Source organism: Rhodococcus sp. 05-2256-B1 (genome assembly GCF_002258465.1).
Classification (GTDB): domain Bacteria; phylum Actinomycetota; class Actinomycetes; order Mycobacteriales; family Mycobacteriaceae; genus Rhodococcoides; species Rhodococcoides fascians.
This window is the reverse complement of the sequence record NZ_NOZA01000017.1, coordinates 420,234-442,893: the sequence shown is the minus strand read 5'-3', so window position 1 is coordinate 442,893 and position 22,660 is coordinate 420,234. Positions and strand designations below refer to the sequence as shown.

The following is a 22,660-nucleotide window of genomic DNA, read 5'->3' as shown; positions in this document are numbered from 1 at the left end:
GCGTCGAACACGGGTCTCGATCTCACCGCCGGGGGCGCGCCGATGCGACGAGCATCGCCAGACCCATCTCGAAGGCGCGGGTGGCAATGGGATCGTCGGCATCCTCGTGTTGGACGGTCTCGTAGGCCGCGGCCAACCGCGGGAAAGCCTCCTCCTGGCCGGCAGGATCGAATACGACACTCGGGCCGGACATGTCGAGGACACTGCCGAGGATGAACGATTCGAACGCGGTCAGCAGAGGTAACACATCCCTGCTCGCCCAGCCCACCGCCTCTGCGGCAACAGAGAAATCCTCGTACTCCGCCAACAGCACCGGGGTCGATGCGCGTGTGGTCATGAGGAGGGGAACGGCGCGGTGATGCTCCGCGAACGCCAATCGATAGGACCTCGCCCATTCGACGAGGCCCTCCTCCCACGGCAATTCGCGTAGCGGTGCCGAGTCGATTCGGGCCGAGACCAGCGCTCGGACGTCTTCGATCATCGCCGCGCGGTCGGCGACGTGATTGTAGAGGGAAGTAGGGTTCACGCCCAATTTCAGCGCCACGCCCCGCATGCTCGCACCGTCGGCTCCGTGCCGATCGACCAGGGCCAATGCGGTGCGGGCGATCAGGTCACGGCTGAGAATGGCGCGAGGTGGTCGTGCCATGGTCGCCTCCTCTCGGGCAGTCGTCGAGTACGGACAGCCTTGCATGTCGGGATTTTTTTCGATTCACCCGTTCCCAAAACCGACAGTGTGTGTTTTAGTTCTGTCATGACTTCTGCTTCCTTCACCGTGGTCGAGGCCGATGTCGCCGGCGTTTCCGCCGCGCTCGCCGAGGGCACTGTGACGAGCGTCGAACTGGTAGCGCGTTACCTCAATCGAATCGGGCACTACGACCGCACCGGCATCAGCCTCAACGCCGTCCCTGTACTGAACCCGGACGCGTTCGAGGAAGCCCGCGCAGCCGACCGGCGCCGGAGCGCTGGGCAGACTCTCGGCCCGATGGACGGAATCCCCTACACCGCCAAGTCCAGCTACAAGGTGCGCGGTCTTCCGGTGACGGCCGGCTCGCCCGCATTCGAGACCCTCGTCGCGACCGACGACGCCTTCGCCGTGGCCCAGCTGCGAGCGGCAGGCGCGATCTGCCTGGGCCTGACCAACATGCCGCCGATGGCAGCGGGTGGAATGCAGCGCGGACTCTACGGACGCGCCGAAAGTCCCTACTCCGCACAGTTTCTCACCTCGGCGTTCGGCTCGGGATCCTCCAACGGCTCGGGTACGGCGACAGCTGCGAGTTTCGCCGCCTTCGGGCTCGCCGAGGAAACCTGGTCCTCGGGCCGCGCACCCGCGTCGAACAATGCGCTCGTCGCCTACACGCCCTCTCGCGGGGTGATCTCGGTGCGGGGCAACTGGCCGTTGGTGCCCACGATGGATGTCGTTGTGCCGCATGCCCGTACGGTCGACGACCTACTGCACCTACTGGACGTGGTCGTGGCCGACGACGCGGTCACCGAGGGCGACCTGTGGCGCATGCAGGAATGGGTGTCGATCCCGCCGGCCTCGGATGTTCGGCCCGCGTCCTTCACCGATCTGCCGCCACTGCCGTTGCAGGGGCTCCGCCTCGCCGTACCTCGCCTGTACGTCAACGGCGATCCCGACAGCGCATATCCGATCCACACCCGCGATTCGGTGATGACCCTGTGGCAGACCATGCGTGACGATCTGGTCGCTGCAGGCGCAGAAGTGATCGACACCGACTTCCCCGTCGTGGAGAACTACGAAGGCCTGCACCCGAACTCGCAGACCATGGTCGACCGCGGTCTCGTTCCCGCCGAGTTCCTCGAACGCGAGCTGGAAGAACTCTCCGTGTGGGCGTTCGACAGCTTCCTCACCGCGAACGGTCAGCCAGGCCTGCGCGGCCTGGCCGAGACCGACGGGGCGCGCATCTTCCCGCATCCCACGGGCGCGCTACCCGATCGCTACGGCATTCTGCCGTTCGACACGGCCTACGATCTGGCGGACTACGTTCCCATGGCGAAAGCAGGGGTGACGCCGTTCGATCGCATTCCGTCCGTGGAGGCCGGCATGCGCGGATTGGAAGAGGTCCGCCGCGTCGACTTCGAGAAGTGGTTGCAGGACAACCGCTTCGACGCAGTCGTCTTTCCGGCCGTTGCCGATGTCGGCCCCGCCGACGCCGATGTCGACGTCGCGTCCGCCGACATCGCCTGGCGCAACGGAGTCTGGGTGGCCAACGGCAATCTCGTGCCCCGCCACCTCGGCATACCCACCGTCACCGTTCCCATGGGGTCGATGAGCGACACGTCGATGCCGGTCGGCTTGACCCTGGCCGGTGCTGCCTACTCCGATTCGACCCTGCTGCGTCTCGCCCGTTCCGTCGACGCCCTCGGGGCCCGACGAATGGCTCCCGCACGCACCCCGGCACTGACCGACGAGCACGTGTTCGACGGCATCGTCGGTGCCGGTGACTCGGATGCCTCCATCGCAGTGACCGACGTGCAGATTCGGCCGGGATCCGCGGGCGACGAACTCACCTTCGCCGTCCGGATCGACGGCGGTTCCATCGACGACGTACAGGCTTTCGTCGACGGAGTGAGAGTGCCGCTCCACACGACGGGCAGCGCCGTCACCGGGACAGTGTCGATTCCTCCGGGTTCGTACGACACCCTGCACAGTGAGTGGCGGGCACCGTACGGTCCCCTCGTCGTCGCCGTCGCCCGCTGCGCAGACGGTGGTGTCGCCGGTGCCATGGCGACCACCGACGGATCGCCTCTCTGATCATGACCATTCCACTGACGCCCGACGCCACCCGGCTTCCACTGAACACTCGACGAGCGACGTCGACATTCGGTATGTCCGACATCGCCACCACGAGACGCTCGGCCACCGACCACTCGCTACCACCGAACGAGCCGCAGTTCGCGGTGCCGCTCGACGCCGCCCTACGCCACGCGACATTCGACTCCGCCGCGTCCTTCGATGCCGATTCGCGGGTCGGTCGAGTGCAACCCGGCATGTACGCCGACCTCGTCGTACTGGACGGTGACGTACTCGACGGAGGCAATCTGTTGGCTGTGTCGGTCGTACGCACCATCGTCGGCGGCAAGACCGTGTTCGAGAAAGAGACCGAGGAAACCCATGTCTGACACCGTGTTCGACTTCTTCGCCCAGCCCGAGCTACCGACGCCGACCCTCGAGTCCGACGAGGTTCGTAGGCTGATGGACGAAAACTTCGGATTGGCCTGCACCCTCACCGAACTCGGCAGCCAGCAGGACCAGAACTTCGTGGTTCGCGACATCGACAGCGGCACCCCGGTCGGCGTCCTCAAGCTGAGCAACCCGGTGTTCAGCGAGTCCGAGATCGAGTTGCAGGACCTCGCCGCAAGCATCGTTGCCGAGCGAGAGCCGACGCTGCGTACCCCCAAGGTGGTCGTCGGCCCGCGCGGACCGATGTCCGCATGGTGGAACTCGTCGCAGGGGCGCATCCACGGCCGTGTCATCGAATTCATCTCGGGCACAACGCTGATGGGCTCGAACTATCTCTCCCCCGCCACGACCGCGCGGATGGGTGAACTCGCAGGAAAGGTAAGCGTCGCACTCTCCGATGTCGACCACCCGGCGTCGGGCCGGGTGCTGCAATGGGATCTGCGCCATGCCGATCGCGTCATCGCGACGCTGTTGCCCGACGAGCCGGACCAGGATGTCAGCGATTTCATCACCGACGTCACCGCATCGGCCTTGCGTCAGTTGCATTCGGTGTCGGCCGACCTGCCACTTCAACTCGGTCACTTCGACATCACCGACGACAACGTTCTCGCGCCGACGGCACCCGGGTCGCTCCCCGACGCCGTCATCGACTTCGGCGATGTCAGTCGATCGTGGGCGGTCAACGAAATTGCGGTGACCTTGTCCTCGCTGCTGCACCACGACGGCTTCGCGCCGGTCGACGCACTGCCCGCCATCCTCGCCTTCCATGCCGCACGTCCGCTGAGCGAGAACGAGATCGAGGCACTGTGGCCATTGGTCACCCTGCGCGGAGTGGTCCTCGTACTCAGCGGCCGTCAGCAGGTACGCCTCGACGCCGGGAACTCGTACGCCGACTCCGCGCTGGATCGCGAATTCTGCATCCTCACCCAAGCAGCATCGGTGCCCTGCGCCGTGATGACCGAAACCATCCGTCGGGTTCTGGGTTTGGACGCCCGGCCGCGACCGACCTGGCAGGGCGAACCGTTGGTCGCCGGTATGTCCGACGCCGTGACCATCGACGCGGGCACCACGTCGACCGTCAACGACGAAGGGCGCTGGCTCGACCGACACACCCTGACGGCCGCCGCGCTTGCCGCACTCGATGCAGGCGCTCCCGCCGCAGTGGTACCTGCGTGGTCTGCTCGGCTCACCGGTGGACCCAGCCGCACTCCCACAGAGCCGGCCACGATCTCGACTGCGCTGACCATCTGGCTCGCCCAGGACACCACGCTCGACGTACCTGCAGACTGCTACAACACGCACACCGACGACGGCATCACCGTCACGTCCGGTGACGACGCCGTCCACTTCGTGGGCGTACCGAACTCACCGAATACCCTGGTGCTGCCGGCGCGTACACCGATCGACGTTCAGCTCACCCGATCGAACTCGGGGCCGATACCACTGCGCGTCGAGCCCTCGTACTCCCACGGTTGGTCGGTACTCGCCGGTGACCCAGCGCCGGCACTCGGGCTGCCCGCTACCGTCGTCGCCCCCGAGGACGACACCCTCGAGCGCCGCGAACGGCTGCTCGCCGAGGTCCAGGAGCACTACTACGCGGAGCCGCCCCGCATCGAGCGTGGATGGCGTGAGTATCTGGCCGACGTCGACGGCCGGGTCTATCTCGACATGGTCAACAACGTCGCCTCCGTCGGCCATGCCCACCCGAAGGTGGTGGCGGCCGCCCATCGGCAGATGCAACTGCTGAACACCAACTCGCGCTTCAACTATCGTGCGATCACGGAATTCGCAGAACGCATCACCGCGACCCTCCCCGACGAACTCGACACCGTGTTCTTCGTCAACTCCGGTTCGGAGGCAACCGATCTCGCCATCCGGATCGCGATGGCCGCGACCGGACGTACCGATATCGTGGCCATGAAGGAGGCCTACCACGGGTGGACCTTCGCCAGCGACGCCGTCTCGACCTCGATAGCCGACAATCCCAACGCCCTTGCCACCCGGCCGGACTGGGTACACACCGTCGATGCCGCGAACTCCTACCGAGGAAAGCACCGCGGTGACGACGCCTCGAGGTACGCACCCGAGGCCGTACAGTTCATCGACGACCTGGCTGCGGCAGGCACTCTCCCCGCCGGGTTCATCTGCGAGTCCTACTACGGCAACGCCGGAGGAGTCGCACTTCCCGACGGCTACCTCCAGCAGGTCTACGCCGCCGTCCGCAAGCACGGTGGCGTCGCGATCTCCGACGAAGTGCAGGTCGGTTACGGCCGACTCGGCGAATGGTTCTGGGGCTTCGAGCAGCAGCAGGCGATTCCCGACGTCATCGCAGTCGCGAAATCCATCGGTACCGGCCAACCTGTCGGCGTCGTTGTCACCACCCGAAAGATCGCCGACCGCTATCGCACCGGTGGCTACTTCTTCTCCTCCACGGGCGGATCCCCGGTGTCGTCGGTGATCGGTCTCGCCGTGCTCGACGTCATCCAACAAGAGGGGTTGCAGGAGAACGCGCGTGTGGTCGGTGGCCACCTGAAGTCTCGACTGCAGGCCCTCGCGGCCGAGCACCCCATCGTGGGCACGGTGCACGGCTCAGGGTTGTATCTCGGACTCGAATTCATCCGCGACCACTCCACACTCGAGCCCGCCACCGAGGAAACCGAGGCCATCTGCAATCGACTCCTCGAACTGGGAGTGATCATGCAACCGACCGGCGACCACCAGAACGTGCTCAAGATCAAACCGCCCCTGTGTGTCTCGAAGGAATCGGTCGACTACTTCGTCGACTCGTTGAACAGAGTCCTGACCACCGGCTGGTAAGGGCGAATCGGCTCCTCGGCGGGGCTCCGCGGGCGGCAGTGATGAGAGTATTCAGGGCATGACGCAACTCGGCCTCGGACTTGCCGCACTCGGACGCCCGGAGTATTTGACCATCGGGCATTCGCGTGCGGTGGACGGGCGGTTCGACCCGGCTGCGCTCGAGCAACATTGCCACGCAGTACTGGACGCCGCCTGGGACAGTGGCATTCGGCACTTCGACGTCGCCCGCTCCTACGGCCTGGCCGAGCAGTTCCTCGGCAGCTGGTTGTCTGCCCGTCCGAACCGGCGCGAGGAACTCGTGATCGGCTCGAAGTGGGGCTACGCCTATGTCGCCGACTTCCAGCGGGGCGCGGAGGTACACGAGGTCAAGGAACACTCGGTCGCACGCCTGGCCGAACAGTGGCCGCAGACCGTGCGCGACCTCGGCGGAACGCCCGACCACTACCTGATTCACAGCGTCACCCCGGACAGCCCTGCCCTTCGCGACGCAGCCCTGCTCGACGATCTACGCGCGCTGGCAGCCGGTGGCACCCGCATCGGCATCAGCACCAGCGGGCCGCACCAGGCCGATGTCGTGCGTGCCGCGCTCGCTAGCGGGGTGTTCGGCTCGGTGCAGTCGACGTGGAACCCTCTCGAACCGTCCGTCGCCCCCGCCCTGGCGGAAGCGCACCAGGCCGGCTGGTTCGTCGTCGTCAAAGAGGCGATGGCGAACGGTCGACTTGTCGCTGAGAACTCCGCACTCGCCGCGCGCGCCGACTCGGCCGGAGTCGGCCGCGACGCGCTCGCACTGGCCGTCGCCCTCGCGCAACCGTGGGCCGATGTGGTGCTCTCCGGTGCCGCCACGGTGGCGCAACTCGAACAGAACATCACTGCGCTCTCCATCGACCGCGCCGTGATCGCGCCCGGCGACCTGAGCATTGCCGACCTGGACATTGCCGAGTCGCCGCAGAGTTACTGGGACAACCGCTCCCGCATGGCCTGGACCTGACCTCCGTCCACCTTCCCGAATCGGCGCGTTCAGTGGCGTCGAGGCATTCAGTGACGTCGAGGCATTCAGTGACGGGTCGCGCTGAACACGTCGACCGGATGCGGAACTCGAAGCCCGCCAACCGCATCCGGAACCGATACCGCCGCGAGGTAGGCCCGCACCGGCTCGTGCAGCTCGGGCGTCAACCGGGCTTGCACCGCGAAGTCCAGCACGTCGTCGCTCGCGGCGGAAAGATCGACCAGCGCATCGAGAGTCACCGTGTCGTCGAGGACGATCTCGGCGTCGACGAATGCTTTCTCGACGTCGGCGCTGAACCACTGCCGATGGCCCTCGAGTGGAGGGGCGAGGACTTCGACGAGTGCGTTGAGCGCGGCCGTCGGCGCAATCGCCACCCACAGTTCGCCGCCGGGTCGCAGCAGGGCGAGCGCGGCACGCAACGTTGCTCGTAAGTCTGCGACGTAGTACATCGAGTGCACGAACATCACGACGTCGAAAGTCTCGTCGACGGGTGCGTCGTCGAACGATGCGACGTATGCGCGAGCGTCGAGTTCGGTGGCCTCGAGCGCCGCCATCGTGGCGGCGAAGAGCTCGGTACTGCCGATCCAGGGGTCGATGCCGACGTACCTGACCGTGCGGCCGGGTGCCCGCAGCACCAGGCCCGCTGCAAGCCTGGCATCGAGCGAACCGTCTCCGCAGCCCACCGACAGCACCGAGAGCGGTCCATTCCCCATCCCGGCCAGCCGATCTGCGAAGTGCTGGGCGATCAGACCGCGCTGATCGGAGAGCATCTCGAAGGCGGCGTGGTGCTCGGCGTAGGACTCGGGCGGCAGGCCCGCCAGCGCCTCGGCCCCGCGCCGCATCGCCCGCAATCCGTCGATGAGCACGACGGCAGTGTCTGTCGGCGAATTCGGAGCTATGTTGGACATTGGACCGAGTCAACCATGACGCCCCGTCCGGTGCGTCGTAGTTGGCTTCCTAGGAGGAATCTCGTGAGCAGCGGAGACACAGCCGAACGCAGTCTCGAGCACTGGAGCGAGGCGGGCCGCACGGGTATGGAGGCGTTCTACGCTCTGGCCACCGAGGACTATCACCAGCTGGCGTTGGCAGCCGATTGGCCGACGCTGCTCGCCGGCCGGGCTCACGAGGGCTGGTCGCTACTCGACGTGGCTTGCGGCAGCGGTAAATTCCCCACTGCGCTCCGCCGGTACACCGACCTGTCCGCGGTACCCGAGGTCGCCTACGACCTGCTCGACCCATCCGAATTCTCGGTGGCCGAGGCACGCGGAGCTCTGGCCGCGCCTTTCGTCGCCCGGCACGATCTGGTGATGACGCTGCAGGATCTGCCCGCAGATCACGTCGGCTACGACGTCGTGTGGGCCACTCACGCGCTCTACGCCCTTCCGCCCGCGGAGTTGGATGCCGCAGCCGAAAGATTCGTGGCCGCACTGGCTCCCGGTGGTCTCGGTCTGGTCGCGCAGGCTACGGAAGCCTCCCACTACATCGCGTTCTACGATGCCTTCCGCGCCGGCGTACGCGAAGCAACGCCGTACACGACGGCCGAGCAGGTGCGCGACGCGCTGATCCGCGCGGGCGCGGACGTGCGCGATCAGCGCGTCTCGTACACCACCGGAACGTCCGATCGCGCTGTCGCCGAAGGCTTTCTGCAGCGCTGCGCCTTCGACGACTCCGTGTCCCTCGACGAGATGGAGGCGGCCCCCGTGCTCGGCGACTACCTCGCTTCGTGCCGCGACGCGTCCGGTTCCTACACCTTCTCGCACGAGGCGGCCCTGCTGTGGCTCTGAACAACCCTGCCACCAACGAGCTTCTGCCCGAACGCAATCGCGAGGGCGGTATCGACCAGGACTGGGCGGGCAACGATCAGGACTGGTGGGACTGGTACGTCACGCTGGCCGCCAACGACGCCGCACCCGCCGAACTCGTCGATGGCCCTGGACTGCCGGATGTCGAGGCCGCCACGGACGAACAAGTCGAGCGTGAACTCGCCGAGCCCTACGATCTCGACCCGGCGGCCGTCGACGCATTCGCGCGACACGCCTTCGTGCGGCTGCCCGCGGTGTTCTCGCCTGCCGTCGTACGACGCCTCGCCGAGCGGCTCGAGGAGTTACTCCGAGCCGAGCACGGCGATGACGTTGCGGGCCGGTTCACCGCGCTCGAGCAGATGTGGCTCCACGACGACCTGATGCGTGCCGTAGCACTGTCACCCCGGATCGGCGGCCTGGCCGCGGCACTGCTCGACGTGCCCGGCGTTCGGCTGTACCACGACAATGCGCTGTCCAAGGAGCCCGGCTGCGGACGCACACCGTGGCACCACGACGCCGAGCACTTCCCGTTGCAGACCACCGACGCCGTCACCGCCTGGATGCCGATGTCGGCCATTCCGGGCCCGATGGGTCCACTGTCGTTCGCGCGCGGACGCGACGTTCTCGGCGAAGTCGCAGACCTCAAATTCGACAAGGTCGGCACCTCCTACGACGAGGCCGTCACCCAGCGCTTCCGCACGCGCAACGTGGCGGTGGAGTCCGAGCCGTTCGCCGTGGGAGACGTATCGTTCCACTCCGCGCTGTGCTTCCACACCGCAGGCCCGAACCGGACGACACAGCCGCGTCGCGCACTGGCCACCACCTACTTCGCCGACGGCACCCGCGTCGTCGAGTCGCCGACCCTGATCAGCGGCACCTGGCGCGAATTCCTCCCCGGCATCGAGCCCGGTGGCCTCGCGAACTCCGAGCTCAACCCGGTGGTCGGCCAACGAGACTGAGACGCCGATTCTGCGGAGTCAGCAGTTTCAGTGGACGTGCGTACACTGAATCCAGTGGGGACGAAACCTGGACCGGGGAAGAAATCTCGGCGCACACAGGAGTGGGGTGAGCTCGGCGAGCTCACGCTCCGCGAGTTGGCATCGGCTGCGGGTGGCGTTCGCGCCGTCCACTCGGCAATTGCACGACGCACGTTTGCTGCCGTGAAGCTCGGTATCGGTCCCGCCGCCCTGCCGACACAACTGATGCACGACGCGATCGCCGCCGGCACGTACGCGAGCATCGCGGCCGCCTGCACCGGCGCAGCCAAGGTCGTCGGCTCCTTGACCGACGGCTCCCTGGCTGACGGCTCCCTGACCGACGGCGACGACGTGGCCGAGGACGACTCGCGGCCGTCACCGTCGCACACCAGCCGTGGCGCGCAAACCATCGCCGTTCTGAACGGTCTCATCGGCGACGACATGGAGAGAACAGCCCGGGTACTGGCCCATCCGATGTCGATTCGAGTCGACGGACGCCCTGTACCCCCGGAGTACCGAGCCTTGGCCGCCGGGTTTCCCACTGCGGGAGCGCACCTCGTGGTGTTCGTCCATGGGCTGGTCGAAACGGAATACGCATGGCGGCTCGGTGGGCGGCCCACATACGGAGAGCGGCTGGACGCCGAAGCCGGGACGACCTCGATCTTTTTGCGCTACAACACCGGACGGCGAATTGCGTCGAATGGCGTCGACCTGTCGGACTTGTTGGAGCAGCTCGTACCGGCATGGCCCGTCCGGGTACACCGGATCACGTTGGTCGGACATTCCATGGGCGGGCTGGTCTCACGCAGCGCCGCTCATCACGCCGCCGAAAGCGGTCGACGATGGGTGGATCTGCTGACGGACGTATTCACTCTGGGGACACCACATCTGGGCGCGCCACTTGCTCACGGCGTCCACGTCGCCGCGGCCGCAATGGCACTCGTACCCGAGACCCGGCCGTTCGCGAACCTACTGGCGCGTCGAAGTGCCGGAATCCGTGATCTGATCCACGGAGCGATCACCGACGAGGACGGTCATGCTCGTTACACCGACAGCTTCGATATCGGTGCAGCCATGGACATCTCGGTTCCGGAACGGGTGCGTCATCATCACGCGTCCGCGGTCGTCACCGGAAGTCCGCGCAACCCGGTCGGAGTCTTCGTGGGCGACGGTCTGGTCCGTACCGACAGCGCCGGAGGTCGAAACAAGCTCCGCAACATAGGACTTCGACCGGACGACGGTCTCGCGATCTACAGTGCTCACCATTTCACCCTGCTCAACGACGAGAGGGTGTACAGCTGGATGCGGCGCAGCCTGATCGATAACACTGCAGATCTCGGCCCGACATTCTGAGTCAGAAGTTGCCCGGTCTACTCGGTTCGGATCGCCCGGCTCTACCCGAGTACCGAGGTCAGCTCCGGCCGCTTGGCCATACGGCGGTCGCCCGAGGATCGTCTGCGGATTCGACGAGTCAACCACGGCGCGAGGAACATTCCGGCCCAGGTGAGGTCGGCGCGAACTCGGGAGTGCAGGCGCGGGCTGGCGAGCGGTGCCAACGGGAGATTCCATGCGTCGGTAGCGCCCGGTAGACCGAGGGCGTAGGCGGCGGCCGCAGCGAGTCGCGCGTGCCCTGTCTCGTTCAGATGCAGGCGGTCCCAGCTCCACAGCCGAGGATCGGAGGCCACAGCGTGCTTCTCGAGGTCGATCACGACGACATCGGATTCGGCTGCGACTCTGCGAATCTCGGCGTTCAGCTCGGTCATACGCCTGGCGATGACGGTCCTTCCGGGGACCGGGTGAGCGAGGCGGGGGAACGTCATGGTGATCACGGTGCAGTCGGCCGCTCGGAGCGCGGCGAACATTGCGCCCACTTCACCTGCCACGGTCCGGGCATCGAACTGCGGACGCAAGATGTCGTTGACACCGGCAGCGACGGACGCGACCGTCGGCTTCAACGCCAAAGCGGCCGGCAACTGCTCGGCTTTGACCTGCGCGGCCTTACGACCACGTACCGCGAGGTTGGCATAGACGACCTCGTCTGCGCTCTCGGCCATGAGCTCGGCGAGCCGATCAGCCCAACCACGAAAGCCCGTGTCGTCGTTGCCGTCGTTCAGCCCTTCCGTCTGGCTGTCGCCCAGGGCTACGTATCGCAATTGTTTCGTCCGATCCACCACGTCCACCGTTCTTTCGCTCGACGTCAATATACAACAAATTGTCTAGCGCCTGGCCTGCCCGCCGCCTCGCGACGGGTACTGTGCTGGATCATGTCGCTACGTGATGCCGTGCTCGCCGCACTGGTCGACGGGGAGATGTCGGGTTACGACCTGTCCAAGGCGTTCGACGCAACCGTCGCCAACTTCTGGACTGCCACTCCCCAACAGCTCTATCGCGAACTCGACCGAATGGACCAGGACGAGGTGATCTCGGCGCGATTGGTCGAACAGGACGGTCGACCCAACAAACGCCTGTTCAGCCTCACCGAGAAAGGACGGACGGCGCTACGCCAGGTCAGCCATCGGCAACCGAAGCTTCCGGCCATTCGCGACGAGCACCTGGTTGCGATCCACGCTCTCGAAGCCGGGGACCTCGAGCCAATGACCGATGCGATCCGAGAACGAATGCAGCTCTCACGAGACAAGCTGGCTCGGTACGACCGGATGGCGCACCGCCTGCTCGACGGACGTACCGAGACCGAGTTCCTGGCCACCGCCGATCGCATCGGCCCATATCTCACCCTGATGCGCGGACGGATGTTCGAGGAGGAATCGCTTCGCTGGGGTGCCCGCGTCCTCGAAGTACTCGACACCCGCGCGGGACGCAGATGAAAACGCCGATCACCCGTTCATAGTCGCAAAATTGTGTATGGTTCGGTCACCAGCCGAGGGTGTCTCAGGCCCTGGCCCCACCCAGGAGATGACGCGTGCAGCAGTTCCGACAGGCCGTCGAGGCCAACGACCACGATGCCATGGCCGCCACCCTGGCCGACGACGTCGTCTTCAGCTCCCCCGTCGCATTCAAGCCGTACCGCGGCAAGGAGCTGACCGCGGCGATACTGCGCGCCGTCACGCGCGTCTTCCAGGACCTCCGCTACGTGAAAACCGTCGAAGACATCGGCGGCCGTGATCACGTCCTGCTCTTCGAGACCCGCATCGACGACGTGACCGTCCACGGTTGCGACATCCTCCACCTGAACTCCGACGGCCTGATCGACAATTTCACCGTGATGGTGCGTCCGCTGTCGGCTGCGCAGGCACTCTCCAAAGCCATGGCGACAGAATTCGCCGCCGAAATGGGTTCGATGGCTTCCGCGGAGAAGCAAGACAAGCAGTGATTCAGGACTTGTGGAACGAAGAGAGCCGCGCACCTCTTGGTGCGCGGCTCTGATCAGTATTTGGGTGACGGTGTTCGCCAGTGCGCCTCTCGGCAGGTGGCCGCTCGTAGCGGCTGATGGTTGGTACCCGGGGCATTGGGATCGAACACCGTCGATGGAGTCAACGACGACTCGGCTCGTCGTATTCCGCCTCGTAGCGATGTGGTGGGCCCGCGGTTGCGCAGCGAAGACTTGAATCCACGCCCCCAATCGGAATCGACACCTCCTACGAAGGGTGTGGATTCCGACGAAGGGCGTAGATGCGGGCCGTCCGCTCGATCAGCTCCGAAGTTTTGGACACCTGCAGCACTTTGCCCCCAAACCTGATACGTCTGCACATCTGGGACGAGCGAACGGCGAAAATCCGTATCAGCGGTCGCATCGCGGGGAGCGTGCGCCATCGCCGCACTGAATAGCCGTCACGACGGTCTCGAAACAATGAGTGCAGATTCCGAAGGTTCGTTCTCCGGTACTGACTCCTTTGATCACATCTGCCACCGAACCGGCCTGGAAATGATCTTGGACAGCCGGCGACGGTAGTATTTCGCGGTTTCCTGGACGAACGCGCTCATGGTGTCGGCTGCCGCATCCTCGTCGCGGGCCCGCATCGCGTCGAGGACGTCCTGCTGCATCTCGATTGCGGCGAGCCGTGTGGCGATGGGGTGCTCGTTCGGCTCGGCGTCCCGCACCAGCAGCCAGAGAGTCTCCATCACGATGTTCAGGACCGGGTTTCCTGCGGCGTCGTACACGCTGCGCTGAAAGGCCGCATTGTTGTCCTGAAAGTTGCCGTAGTCGCCTGGGTCCTCGCGCATTCGGTCCAACGCGGTCTGCATGACCCCGACCTGTTCGTCGGTGATGTTCGCCGCGGCTTCGCGCGCCACGATCGGTTCGAGCATCAGCCGAACGTCGATGACGTCGCTGATGTTGGCTCCGTCGATCTGTAGGAACAGCTTCATCGTGTTGCCCAGCGATTCCAGCTTAGGGCGTTTCGCCACCGGCCCACCACCGATGCCCGATTTGATGGTGACCAGGTCACGGCTCTCCAGGAGCCGAAGCGCCTCGCGGACGGTGGTCCGTGCGACGCCGTGCTCTGCGACCATGTCCTTCTCGGTCGGCAGCCGCTGCCCCTCGATGATGCCGCCGGTCAGGATCTGGTCGGCGATGAGGTTCGCTATCTTGGCGGACATCTTGGGTGCCCGCGCGCGCGGGACGATCTCACCGTCTGTGGTCACCATGGGACAACCATAGCGTCGAGCGTGTGTGATCTAGCTTAAACCTATACATAGTTTGTGTGGTTAGTTACTGTAGTTGTTGTCAGAAAAGTATCGAACCTCGAGGTAGGGAGTAGCGATGTTGCCGACCAGGCCGCCGAGCGCCGACCTCGCGCACTCGTACCGGACCGGCGGGCAGTGGAACGACCGGCCGATCGGGTACTACCTGACGCGTGCCGCTCGCATGTACCCGGACGCCGTGGCCGTGGTCGACGGCGCGCGCCGCGTCACGTTTGCCGAGATCGATCGAGATGCGACGCGATTGGCCGCCGCCCTGCACGCCCGCGGCGTCACGTCCGACGACGTCGTGTCGTTTCAGCTCCCGAATTGCGTCGAGGCAGTAGTCGTCTTTCAGGCCGTCATGAAGCTGGGTGCGGTCGCCAACCCCATCGTGCCCATCTATCGGTCCCGAGAGCTCCGTTTCATTCTCGGACAGTCACGAGCGAAGGTCGCATTCGTCCCCGCCGAGTTGCGCGGAGTCGACGTGGACGCCATGTATCGCGATCTGGCAGACGATCTGCCGGGCCTCGAATTCGTCGTGTCCTTGGCGGGGTGGGACGATCTGCTCGACCGAGTCACGGACGAGATGATCTCGGAATTGCGTTCGCGCACAGCACCTTCCGCCGACGAGGTCTGCCTGTTGCTCTACACATCCGGTACTACCGCCGACCCCAAGGGTGCCCTGCACAGCCACAACACCCTGGTCTACGAGAACTCGTCGATGATCGACTGGTTCGGACTCAACGAGACCGACGTGATCTTCAACCCGTCGCCGGTCACCCACGTCACCGGCGTCAATTGCGCCCTCGTTCTGCCGTTTCTTCTCGGTACATCCGTTGTCCTACAACAAACGTGGGATCCTGCTGTCGCGCTCGGCCACATCGTCGACGAACAGTGCAGCTTCATGATCTTTTCGACGCCGTTCCTCCGCGGACTGCTCGACGAAGCCGAGTCGGCGCAGGTTCGGACACCGTCGATCAGGTACATCGTGTGCGGCGGAGCCGACGTACCCGACACACTCACCGCGGCGGCCACGACTCGCCTAGGCACCGTCGTTCGCATGTACGGGGCCACCGAAGGTCCGTCGGTCACCACTGCCGATCGGTGGGATTCCTCGGCCGTGCGCCAGAAATCCGACGGACGCCCCATCGCACCCACCGAGGTCATCGTGTCGAACGGAGCGGGCGGCGTCGGCGAGATACTCTGGCGCGGACCGGATACGTTTCTGGGCTATCTCGACCCCACCCTCAACGATGACGCCTTCACCGACGACGGCTTCTTCAGGACCGGTGACCTCGGCCGCTTCGACAGCGACGGTGCCATTCACGTGGTGGGGAGAATCAAGGACATCATCAACCGTTCCGGGGAGAAGATCAGCGCCCACGATGTCGAGAACCAGCTCGGTGCGCACCCGTCCGTGATCGAGGTCGCCGTCGTCGCAGGACCCGATTCCCTTACGGGAGAACGGGGTTGCGCGTTCGTCGTCACTCGCGATCGCCGAGACCTCACCCTCGATGAAGTCCACCGATTCCTCGTCGACCGCGACATAGCCGTACAGAAGATTCCCGAAAGCATCTTCGTGGTGGACTCGCTACCCAAGACCGCCAGTGGCAAGGTGCAGAAATTCGCACTGCGCAACTGGACCCGCGATCGCGCCGCCGTACCGGCGCAGATGGCGGCGATGACCTTCGCCGCGTCACACGAGAGATAGAGGCTCCCATGTCTTCACAGACCGAGTCATTACAGCCTGCCGGAGTCGACCACGTTGTGGTCACCGAGCCCGAGCCCGGCATCGCAGTGGTCGAATTGGCCCGGGGCAAGGTCAACGCGATCGACACGCAGATGTATCGGGAGATCGCCACCGTCTTCGAGGCACTGTCGGACAACCAGGACGTCCGCGTGGTGGTATTGACCGGGCGCGGCCGCATATTCTGCGCCGGAAACGATCTCGGTAGTTTCCGCGTCATGGATGCGACGAGCGGCGTGGTGGACATGCGCGAGGCCAAGCGCGCGATCTTCGGAGTGCTGGACTGCGCCCTGCCCGTGATCGGCGCGATCAACGGCCCCTGCCTCGGTAGTGGATTCGGTCTCACATCGGTGTGCGATCTGGTGGTCGCCTCGGAACGGGCCACCTTCGGTCTCCCCGAAATGGGCGTCGGTGTCCTCGGCGGTGGACGCTTCACCGCTCGGATGCTGCCGCAACAAGCAATGCGTCGGATGTTCTTCACCGCCGAGGCAGTGGACGCGGCAACGTTGAAGAACTGGGGTGCTCCGATCGAAGTCGTTGCGCACGAGACGTTCATGGCCACCGCGATGTCCCGCGCACGGTCGATCGCAGCCAAGAGCCGCTATGCGCTGACCTTGGCCAAACAGTCCCTGAACGGTTGCGAGGACGTCGACATCAAACGCGGGTACGAGCTCGAGCAGTCGTACACCCTTCGCCTGTCCGAACACCCGGATTCCAAGATCGCGGTCGAGGCGCGGATCGCGGAGATGTCGGGAGGAACGAAGTCATGACGATCGACGTACAGGCATTCGCCGAGAAGTCCGAGGCGTGGCTCGCAGAGAACCTCGAACCCCGGACGAACACCACGATGTCCGACCCCAACTATGCGATCTTTCACAACCGCAGTCACGACGAGGAACGCGAGCTGATCGAGGCTGCGGCACAGTGGCAGAGCCGCCGTGTCGATGCCGGATTCGGTGCGATCACCTGGGCACCCGAATGGGGTGGCCCGGGTCTCACCGCGAGCCACGAGCGCGCGTACGTCGGGCTCGAACGGCGGTACGAAGCACCGGAGCGACACGAGACCATTCTGGTGACAGTCGAATTGGTGGCACCGACCATCCACGCTGTGGGTTCCCCCGATCAGAAGAAGACATTCGTCGAGCCCTTCCTGCGGGCCGACGAGCTCTGCTGCCAACTATTCTCCGAACCCGGAGCAGGCTCCGACCTTGCCGGATTGTCGACCAAGGCAGTCAAGTCCGGCGGCGGCTGGCGCGTGAACGGCCAGAAGGTCTGGAGTTCGGGGGCGCAGTTCTCCAAGTGGGGTCTGCTCATCGCCCGCACAGACACAACCGTCCCGAAACACCGCGGCATGACTGCGTTCATGATGCCCATGGACGCACCCGGGGTCGACATCAGACCCATTCGGCAAATGTCCGGCGGGTCGACGTTCAACGAGGTGTTTCTCGCCGACGTCGAGTTGCCCGACTCGTCGAGGCTCGGTGACGAGGGCGACGGCTGGACCGTCGCGCTGACGACACTCGGGTTCGAGCGGAGTTCGAGCGCCGGGATCGTGAGCGCCGGCGGAAACGGCGCCGATCTTGTCCGGCTCGCCAAGAGCCTCGGTATCTCGGACGATCCGCTCGTCCGGCAACAACTGGCCGAAGTTGCTGTCTACGAACGAGCGTCGGCACTCATGGTCGCCAGGTACGCCGAGCGCGAATTGGCCGGAGCTGTTCCCGGAGTGGAGGGTTCGATCGGCAAACTGGTGTGGACTCAGAATCTCAAACGCATCGGCGACGCGGCCGCGGCATTCCTCGGGCCCCGGATCCTGGCGGACACCGGTGCACCCGACACCTTCGCGTGGACCGAACATCTTCTCGGAGCTCCCGGGTATCGAATCGCCGGCGGTTCGGACGAGATCCAGCGCAACATCATCGGCGAGCGCGGGCTCGGCTTGCCTCGCGAACCACGATAGGAGCTTGTCATGACACTCGAATTGACCGTCGAGCAACGGGATCTGCAGGCCGGCCTTCGTTCGTCCTTGGCCAGAACGACAGTCGGCGAGGACGTTCGACCGGCATTGGTGGAAATGGGCCTCACCGAAATCCCGTTCCCGGAACGGTTCGGCGGTGCCGGCTTCACTCTGAAGGACACAGCAGTGGTGATGACCGAGCTGGGTCGCTCGCTCGGCAGCGCCCCTTACCTGTCGTCGATCGTCCTGGCAGGCTTCTGTCTCCTGCATGCAGGGTCCGAACGTGCTTGCTCGCAGAGTCTTCCGGCGATCGCCGACGGTACCGAGACGGCCGCGCTGGTGGCCTCGTTCCCCTTCGCCGCGTCCTCCATCCAGGCTTCGGCGGGCAGCGGCGGCACCCTCGTGCTCGACGGCCTCCAAGACGCCGTGGTGGACGGGGCCGATGCGGATCTGCTGATCGTGGTGGCCGTGGGTCCGGACGGCACCGAGCTGGCAGTGATCGAGGGTACCGCTGAGGGAGTGGTCCGAACACCACGTGAGGCGTTGGACTTCACCAGAGGGCTGGCACGAGTCGAGTTTTCTGGAGCGGTCGCTCACCGGGCGACGGGCGACGACATCGGTGCCGGCCTCGACCGGGCACAAGCGGCCGCTATCACAGCTCTTGCGGCCGAACAGGTGGGATCGGCTCGCGCATGCCTGGACATGTCGGTGGAGTATGCAAAAACCCGTCGGCAATTCGGACGGGCGATCGGGTCGTTCCAGGCGATCAAGCATCGTCTCACGGACATGCTCATCGCGACCGAACTGGCCGAGGCGGCGGTGCTCGATGCAGCCGGGGCCGACGCGCGCAGCACTGGCGAGTTCGTCGCCGCCGCCGCGACTGCCCGAGTGCTCGCGTCCCGTGCGGCCACCTTCGCCGCCGAAGAATCGATTCAGGTCCACGGGGGAATCGGCTTCACCTGGGAACACCCCCTGCACCACTACTTTCGGCGGGCAAAGACCAGTGAGTTGCTGTTCGGCACCACCAGCGTGCACGCCGAGACGATCGCCGCCGCCCTGATCTGAGTCAGGGCGGCGGGCTGTTACGCCACCACCAACAGAAGATCTCCACCGTCGACCTGGGAGGCACGGCCGATCGGAACGCGGGTGACCGTACCGGCCTTGGTCGCGGTGATCGTCGCTTCCATCTTCATGGCCTCGATCGAGCCGACAGATTCACCTTGCGCGACCACCTCGCCCTCCTTGACCGACAGCGTCACGACACCACTGAACGGTGCGGGTATGTGACCGGGGTCGGTGCGATCGGCCTTCTCGGCAGACCGGGTGGTGGTTTCGATGCTCCGGTCACGGATCGGCACCGGACGCAGCTGTCCGTTCAGGATGCACAGAACGTTGCGGATTCCCTCGGCGTCCGGGTCGGATATGGCCTCGAGCCCGATCAGCAGTTCGACGCCCTGCTCGAGCCGAACACGGTGTTCCTCCCCCTGCCGCAAACCGTAGAAGTACTGGTTGGTCGACAGCTGTGAGGTGTCGCCGTAATCCTCGCGATGCTTCTCGAACTCCCGCGCAGGGGCCGGAAAGAGTAAGCGGTTCAGCGTGGTTCGTCGTGCACGACCGGGCACGGACAGCGTGAGCTCGTCCGCGTCGGTCAACGGAGTTGAGGGGTGCGGCTCGGCCCGGCCGGTCAGCGCCCGGCTTCGCAGCGGTTCCGGCCAACCACCCGCGGGTTCGCCGAGATCGCCGCGGAGGAAGTCGATCACCGACCCCGGAATGTCGTAACTCGATGGGTCCTCGGCAAATTCGGCGGCCGTCGCGTCGGCGCCGACCAGGGCCAGCGCGAGGTCGCCCACCACCTTCGACGACGGCGTGACCTTGACGAGTCGGCCCAGCACCCGATCCGCCCCGGCGTAGGCAGCCTCGATGTCCTCGAAACGGTGCGCGAGCCCCAGCGCGGACGCCTGTTGGCGCAGATTGGAGAGCTGACCGCCCGGGATCTCGTGGGTGTAGACGCGCCCGGTCGGCGACGGGAGGCCGGACTCGAACGGCGCGTACGTCGAACGCACTGCTGCCCAATACGGTTCGAGGTCGCAGACCGCCGCGAGATCGAGTCCTGTGGCGCGGTCGGTGTTGTCTGTTGCCGCGACGATCGCCGACAACGCGGGCTGACTCGTCGTGCCGGCCAAGGCCGCACTCGCCCCGTCGACGGCATCGACGCCGGCTTGCCACGCCGCGTAATACGTCGCCAGTTGGCCGCCGGGGGTGTCATGGGTGTGGAGGTGCACGGGTAGATCGAAGCGCGACCGCAGCGCGGAGACCAGAGTCGCTGCGGCAGGCGGGCGTAGCAGGCCGGCCATGTCCTTGATCGCCAGGACATGGGCACCCGCGTCGACGATCCGTTCGGCCAGGCGCAGATAGTAGTCGAGGTCGTACAGGGTTTCGTTCGGATCGGCCAGATCTCCGGTGTAGGACATCGCCACCTCCGCGACAGCGGTCCCGGTGTCCCGGACTGCATCGATGGCCGGTTTCATCTGATCGACGTTGTTCAGAGCGTCGAAGATTCGGAAGATGTCGATTCCGGTGTCGGTGGCTTCCTGGACGAAGGCGTGCGTGACGCGATCGGGGTACGCTGTGTACCCGACCGTGTTTTGCCCACGGAGCAGCATCTGCAGACAGATGTTGGGCATCTCCGCGCGCAGGGCGGCGAGTCGTTCCCACGGGTCCTCGTGCAGAAACCGAAGCGCGACATCGTACGTCGCGCCGCCCCAGGCCTCCACCGAGAGCAATTGCGGGGTGAGGCGCGCAACGTGGGGTGCCACCTCGACGAGATCCCGGGTGCGCACCCTGGTAGCCAGCAGGGACTGGTGTGCGTCGCGGAAAGTGGTGTCGGTGACCGCAAGTGCGGTGGCGGATCGCAGCTCGGTTGCGAAACCGGTCGGTCCGAGAGCGATCAGCCGGTCCCTGGAACCGGCCGGAGGCGGGAACCGGGTGTCGACGGATGGAAGCTTGTCGATCGGATAGACCGGCGACGGTCGCTCGCCGTGCGGGCGGTTGACGGTGATGTCGGCCAGGTACTGCCGGATGCGTGAGCCACGATCGGCAGAGATGTTCTGCGTCAACAGTTCCGGATGCTCCTCGATGAAGGTCGTGGTGACCTTCCACGAGAGGAAGTCATGGTTGTCCAGCACCGCCTGCAGGAACGGAATGTTCGTCGCGACGCCGCGTACCCGGAATTCGGCGATCGCCCGTCGTGATCTCGCGGACGCGGTCGCGAAATCACGCCCGCGGCAGGTCAATTTGACGAGCATCGAATCGAAATGCGACCCGATCTCCGACCCCACACCGACATTTCCGTCGAGGCGCACACCCGATCCTCCTGGGGTGCGGTAGGCGGTGACGCGCCCGGTATCAGGACGGAAACCGTCGGTCGGATCCTCGGTGGTGATGCGGCACTGCATCGCGAAGCCGCGGATCACGATGGACTCTTGGCTCAATCCCAGATCGGCCAGGCTTTCCCCGGACGCGATGCGCAGTTGCGAGCCCACCAGATCCACGTCGGTGATCTCCTCGGTCACCGTATGTTCGACCTGAATTCTCGGATTCATCTCTATGAACACGTAATTCCCGTGCGGGTCGAGCAGGAATTCGACGGTACCCGCGCACGTGTATCCGATGTGGCGGGCGAACCTGACCGCGTCTGCGCAGATTCGTTCTCGCAGTTCGGGATCGAGTCCGGGTGCCGGGGCGACCTCGACTACCTTCTGATGCCGCCTCTGCAGAGAACAGTCACGCTCGAACAGATGGATGACCTCACCCGTCGCGTCGCCGAGAATCTGTACCTCGATGTGCCGGGGGTCGACCACCGCCTGTTCGAGAAACACGGTGCCGTCGCCGAACGCGGTCCTCGCCTCACGGGATGCGGCTTCGATGGCGTCGCGTAGATCTTCCGGCGCGGCCACCCGGCGCATTCCGCGACCGCCACCGCCGGCGATCGCCTTGACGAACATCGGAAACGACATCGTCACGGCCGCCGCGAGCAACACGTCGGGATCCTCCGACGGAGCCGATGATGCGAGGACCGGAAGCCCTGCCGCGGCGGCTGCGGCAACGGCGCGCGACTTGTCGCCGGTGAGCTCGAGGATCTCGGCGGACGGGCCGACGAACGTGATATCTGCCGCCTTGCAGGCTGCGGCCAAGGCGGCGTTCTCCGACAAGAAGCCGTACCCCGGATAGACCGCATCGGCACCGGCTTTGCGTGCCGCCGCGATGATCTCGTCCACCGAGAGGTAGGCGCGGACCGGGTGACCCGGCTCGCCGATCTGATACGACTCGAACGCCTTGGCGCGGTGCGCAGAGTTGCGGTCCTCGTAGGGATAGACGGCGACGGTCGAGGCACCGAGTTCGACCGCCGCACGGAATGCGCGGACGGCAATTTCTCCGCGGTTTGCAACGAGGACTTTTGCGAACACGATGTTCCTCCCGGGTAGGGGCCGACGAAAAGGGCGACAGACGGG

General features: G+C 65.5%; 18 protein-coding genes. 13 read left to right on the top strand and 5 right to left on the bottom strand.

Translation table 11 applies throughout. The annotated features are described in order from the left end of the window. Positions 1 to 22 precede the first annotated feature (22 nt). Positions 23 to 646: a TetR/AcrR family transcriptional regulator gene (locus CH285_RS10340; RefSeq protein WP_032367318.1), complete on the bottom strand. Its 624-nt coding sequence runs from the start codon at positions 644 to 646 to the stop codon at positions 23 to 25. A 105-nt stretch (positions 647 to 751) separates the two neighbouring features. On the opposite strand from CH285_RS10340, the gene CH285_RS10335 reads away from it, so the two are divergent. The 4 genes from CH285_RS10335 to CH285_RS10320 are packed head-to-tail and all read left to right on the top strand — an operon-like array spanning position 752 to position 7,010. Next, the gene (locus tag CH285_RS10335; protein WP_094643474.1) at positions 752 to 2,776 is read left to right on the top strand and encodes an amidase; all 2,025 of its coding nucleotides are present in this window, start codon (positions 752 to 754) and stop codon (positions 2,774 to 2,776) included. Between the two features lie 2 nt (positions 2,777 to 2,778). Further along, positions 2,779 to 3,144 carry an amidohydrolase family protein gene (locus CH285_RS10330; RefSeq protein WP_032369169.1) on the top strand — a complete coding sequence of 122 codons (366 nt, stop codon included), beginning with the start codon at positions 2,779 to 2,781 and terminating at the stop codon, positions 3,142 to 3,144. Then, positions 3,137 to 6,022 carry an aminotransferase gene (locus CH285_RS10325; RefSeq protein WP_094643473.1) on the top strand — a complete coding sequence of 962 codons (2,886 nt, stop codon included), beginning with the start codon at positions 3,137 to 3,139 and terminating at the stop codon, positions 6,020 to 6,022. Before CH285_RS10330 ends, CH285_RS10325 begins: the two co-directional genes overlap by 8 nt. Positions 6,023 to 6,080: 58 nt before the next feature. Continuing rightward, positions 6,081 to 7,010: an aldo/keto reductase gene (locus CH285_RS10320; RefSeq protein WP_037219064.1), complete on the top strand. Its 930-nt coding sequence runs from the start codon at positions 6,081 to 6,083 to the stop codon at positions 7,008 to 7,010. 65 nt (positions 7,011 to 7,075) lie between these two features. Here CH285_RS10320 and CH285_RS10315 read toward each other — a convergent pair whose 3' ends face one another. After that, on the bottom strand, positions 7,076 to 7,936 hold the full coding sequence (locus CH285_RS10315; RefSeq protein WP_027495687.1) for a class I SAM-dependent methyltransferase: 861 nt from the start codon (positions 7,934 to 7,936) through the stop codon (positions 7,076 to 7,078). A 63-nt stretch (positions 7,937 to 7,999) separates the two neighbouring features. Between CH285_RS10315 and CH285_RS10310 the strand changes: the two genes are divergently transcribed. The 3 genes from CH285_RS10310 to CH285_RS10300 are packed head-to-tail and all read left to right on the top strand — an operon-like array spanning position 8,000 to position 11,160. Then, positions 8,000 to 8,812, top strand: coding sequence for a class I SAM-dependent methyltransferase (locus tag CH285_RS10310; protein WP_027495686.1), 813 nt, complete (start codon positions 8,000 to 8,002; stop codon positions 8,810 to 8,812). Further along, positions 8,803 to 9,789: a phytanoyl-CoA dioxygenase family protein gene (locus tag CH285_RS10305; RefSeq protein ID WP_094643472.1), complete on the top strand. Its 987-nt coding sequence runs from the start codon at positions 8,803 to 8,805 to the stop codon at positions 9,787 to 9,789. The genes CH285_RS10310 and CH285_RS10305 overlap by 10 nt, the downstream gene beginning before the upstream one ends. A gap of 54 nt (positions 9,790 to 9,843) precedes the next feature. After that, positions 9,844 to 11,160 (top strand): esterase/lipase family protein, encoded by a 1,317-nt coding sequence (locus CH285_RS10300; protein ID WP_141214932.1) that lies wholly within the window; start codon positions 9,844 to 9,846, stop codon positions 11,158 to 11,160. A 41-nt stretch (positions 11,161 to 11,201) separates the two neighbouring features. Here the strand turns inward: CH285_RS10300 and CH285_RS10295 are convergent, their stop codons facing one another. After that, positions 11,202 to 11,978 carry an SGNH/GDSL hydrolase family protein gene (locus CH285_RS10295; RefSeq protein WP_094643536.1) on the bottom strand — a complete coding sequence of 259 codons (777 nt, stop codon included), beginning with the start codon at positions 11,976 to 11,978 and terminating at the stop codon, positions 11,202 to 11,204. Between the two features lie 93 nt (positions 11,979 to 12,071). Here CH285_RS10295 and CH285_RS10290 point away from each other — a divergent pair, with 93 nt between their 5' ends. Both CH285_RS10290 and CH285_RS10285 read left to right on the top strand, forming a co-directional pair. Continuing rightward, complete coding sequence (locus CH285_RS10290; protein ID WP_094643470.1) at positions 12,072 to 12,632, top strand: PadR family transcriptional regulator; 561 nt, start codon at positions 12,072 to 12,074, stop codon at positions 12,630 to 12,632. Positions 12,633 to 12,727: 95 nt separating this feature from the next. Continuing rightward, entirely contained in the window at positions 12,728 to 13,138 is a 411-nt protein-coding gene (locus CH285_RS10285; RefSeq protein ID WP_094643469.1) for a nuclear transport factor 2 family protein, read from the top strand. A gap of 524 nt (positions 13,139 to 13,662) precedes the next feature. Here CH285_RS10285 and CH285_RS10280 read toward each other — a convergent pair. Beyond that, positions 13,663 to 14,412 carry a FadR/GntR family transcriptional regulator gene (locus CH285_RS10280; protein WP_032369176.1) on the bottom strand — a complete coding sequence of 250 codons (750 nt, stop codon included), beginning with the start codon at positions 14,410 to 14,412 and terminating at the stop codon, positions 13,663 to 13,665. A 115-nt stretch (positions 14,413 to 14,527) separates the two neighbouring features. Between CH285_RS10280 and CH285_RS10275 the strand changes: the two genes are divergently transcribed. The 4 genes from CH285_RS10275 to CH285_RS10260 are packed head-to-tail and all read left to right on the top strand — an operon-like array spanning position 14,528 to position 19,214. After that, positions 14,528 to 16,159 (top strand): AMP-binding protein, encoded by a 1,632-nt coding sequence (locus CH285_RS10275; RefSeq protein ID WP_032389116.1) that lies wholly within the window; start codon positions 14,528 to 14,530, stop codon positions 16,157 to 16,159. A gap of 8 nt (positions 16,160 to 16,167) precedes the next feature. Further along, positions 16,168 to 16,965 (top strand): enoyl-CoA hydratase-related protein, encoded by a 798-nt coding sequence (locus CH285_RS10270; protein WP_052053443.1) that lies wholly within the window; start codon positions 16,168 to 16,170, stop codon positions 16,963 to 16,965. After that, complete coding sequence (locus tag CH285_RS10265) at positions 16,962 to 18,152, top strand: acyl-CoA dehydrogenase family protein (RefSeq protein WP_094643468.1); 1,191 nt, start codon at positions 16,962 to 16,964, stop codon at positions 18,150 to 18,152. Before CH285_RS10270 ends, CH285_RS10265 begins: the two co-directional genes overlap by 4 nt. A gap of 9 nt (positions 18,153 to 18,161) precedes the next feature. Continuing rightward, the gene (locus CH285_RS10260; protein ID WP_032391853.1) at positions 18,162 to 19,214 is read left to right on the top strand and encodes an acyl-CoA dehydrogenase family protein; all 1,053 of its coding nucleotides are present in this window, start codon (positions 18,162 to 18,164) and stop codon (positions 19,212 to 19,214) included. A gap of 17 nt (positions 19,215 to 19,231) precedes the next feature. Here the strand turns inward: CH285_RS10260 and CH285_RS10255 are convergent, their stop codons facing one another. Beyond that, positions 19,232 to 22,615, bottom strand: a complete 3,384-nt coding sequence (locus CH285_RS10255; RefSeq protein WP_094643467.1) for a pyruvate carboxylase — start codon at positions 22,613 to 22,615, stop codon at positions 19,232 to 19,234. Positions 22,616 to 22,660 lie beyond the last annotated feature (45 nt).

Coding starts and splice junctions, on each gene's coding strand:
- CH285_RS10330 (WP_032369169.1), top strand. CDS start 2,779: ATGACCATTCCACTGACGCCCGACGCCACCCGGCTTCCACTGAACACT.
- CH285_RS10335 (WP_094643474.1), top strand. CDS start 752: ATGACTTCTGCTTCCTTCACCGTGGTCGAGGCCGATGTCGCCGGCGTT.
- CH285_RS10280 (WP_032369176.1), bottom strand. CDS start 14,412: ATGGTGACCACAGACGGTGAGATCGTCCCGCGCGCGCGGGCACCCAAG.
- CH285_RS10270 (WP_052053443.1), top strand. CDS start 16,168: ATGTCTTCACAGACCGAGTCATTACAGCCTGCCGGAGTCGACCACGTT.
- CH285_RS10315 (WP_027495687.1), bottom strand. CDS start 7,936: ATGTCCAACATAGCTCCGAATTCGCCGACAGACACTGCCGTCGTGCTC.
- CH285_RS10260 (WP_032391853.1), top strand. CDS start 18,162: ATGACACTCGAATTGACCGTCGAGCAACGGGATCTGCAGGCCGGCCTT.
- CH285_RS10290 (WP_094643470.1), top strand. CDS start 12,072: ATGTCGCTACGTGATGCCGTGCTCGCCGCACTGGTCGACGGGGAGATG.
- CH285_RS10320 (WP_037219064.1), top strand. CDS start 6,081: ATGACGCAACTCGGCCTCGGACTTGCCGCACTCGGACGCCCGGAGTAT.
- CH285_RS10340 (WP_032367318.1), bottom strand. CDS start 646: ATGGCACGACCACCTCGCGCCATTCTCAGCCGTGACCTGATCGCCCGC.
- CH285_RS10275 (WP_032389116.1), top strand. CDS start 14,528: ATGTTGCCGACCAGGCCGCCGAGCGCCGACCTCGCGCACTCGTACCGG.
- CH285_RS10325 (WP_094643473.1), top strand. CDS start 3,137: ATGTCTGACACCGTGTTCGACTTCTTCGCCCAGCCCGAGCTACCGACG.
- CH285_RS10265 (WP_094643468.1), top strand. CDS start 16,962: ATGACGATCGACGTACAGGCATTCGCCGAGAAGTCCGAGGCGTGGCTC.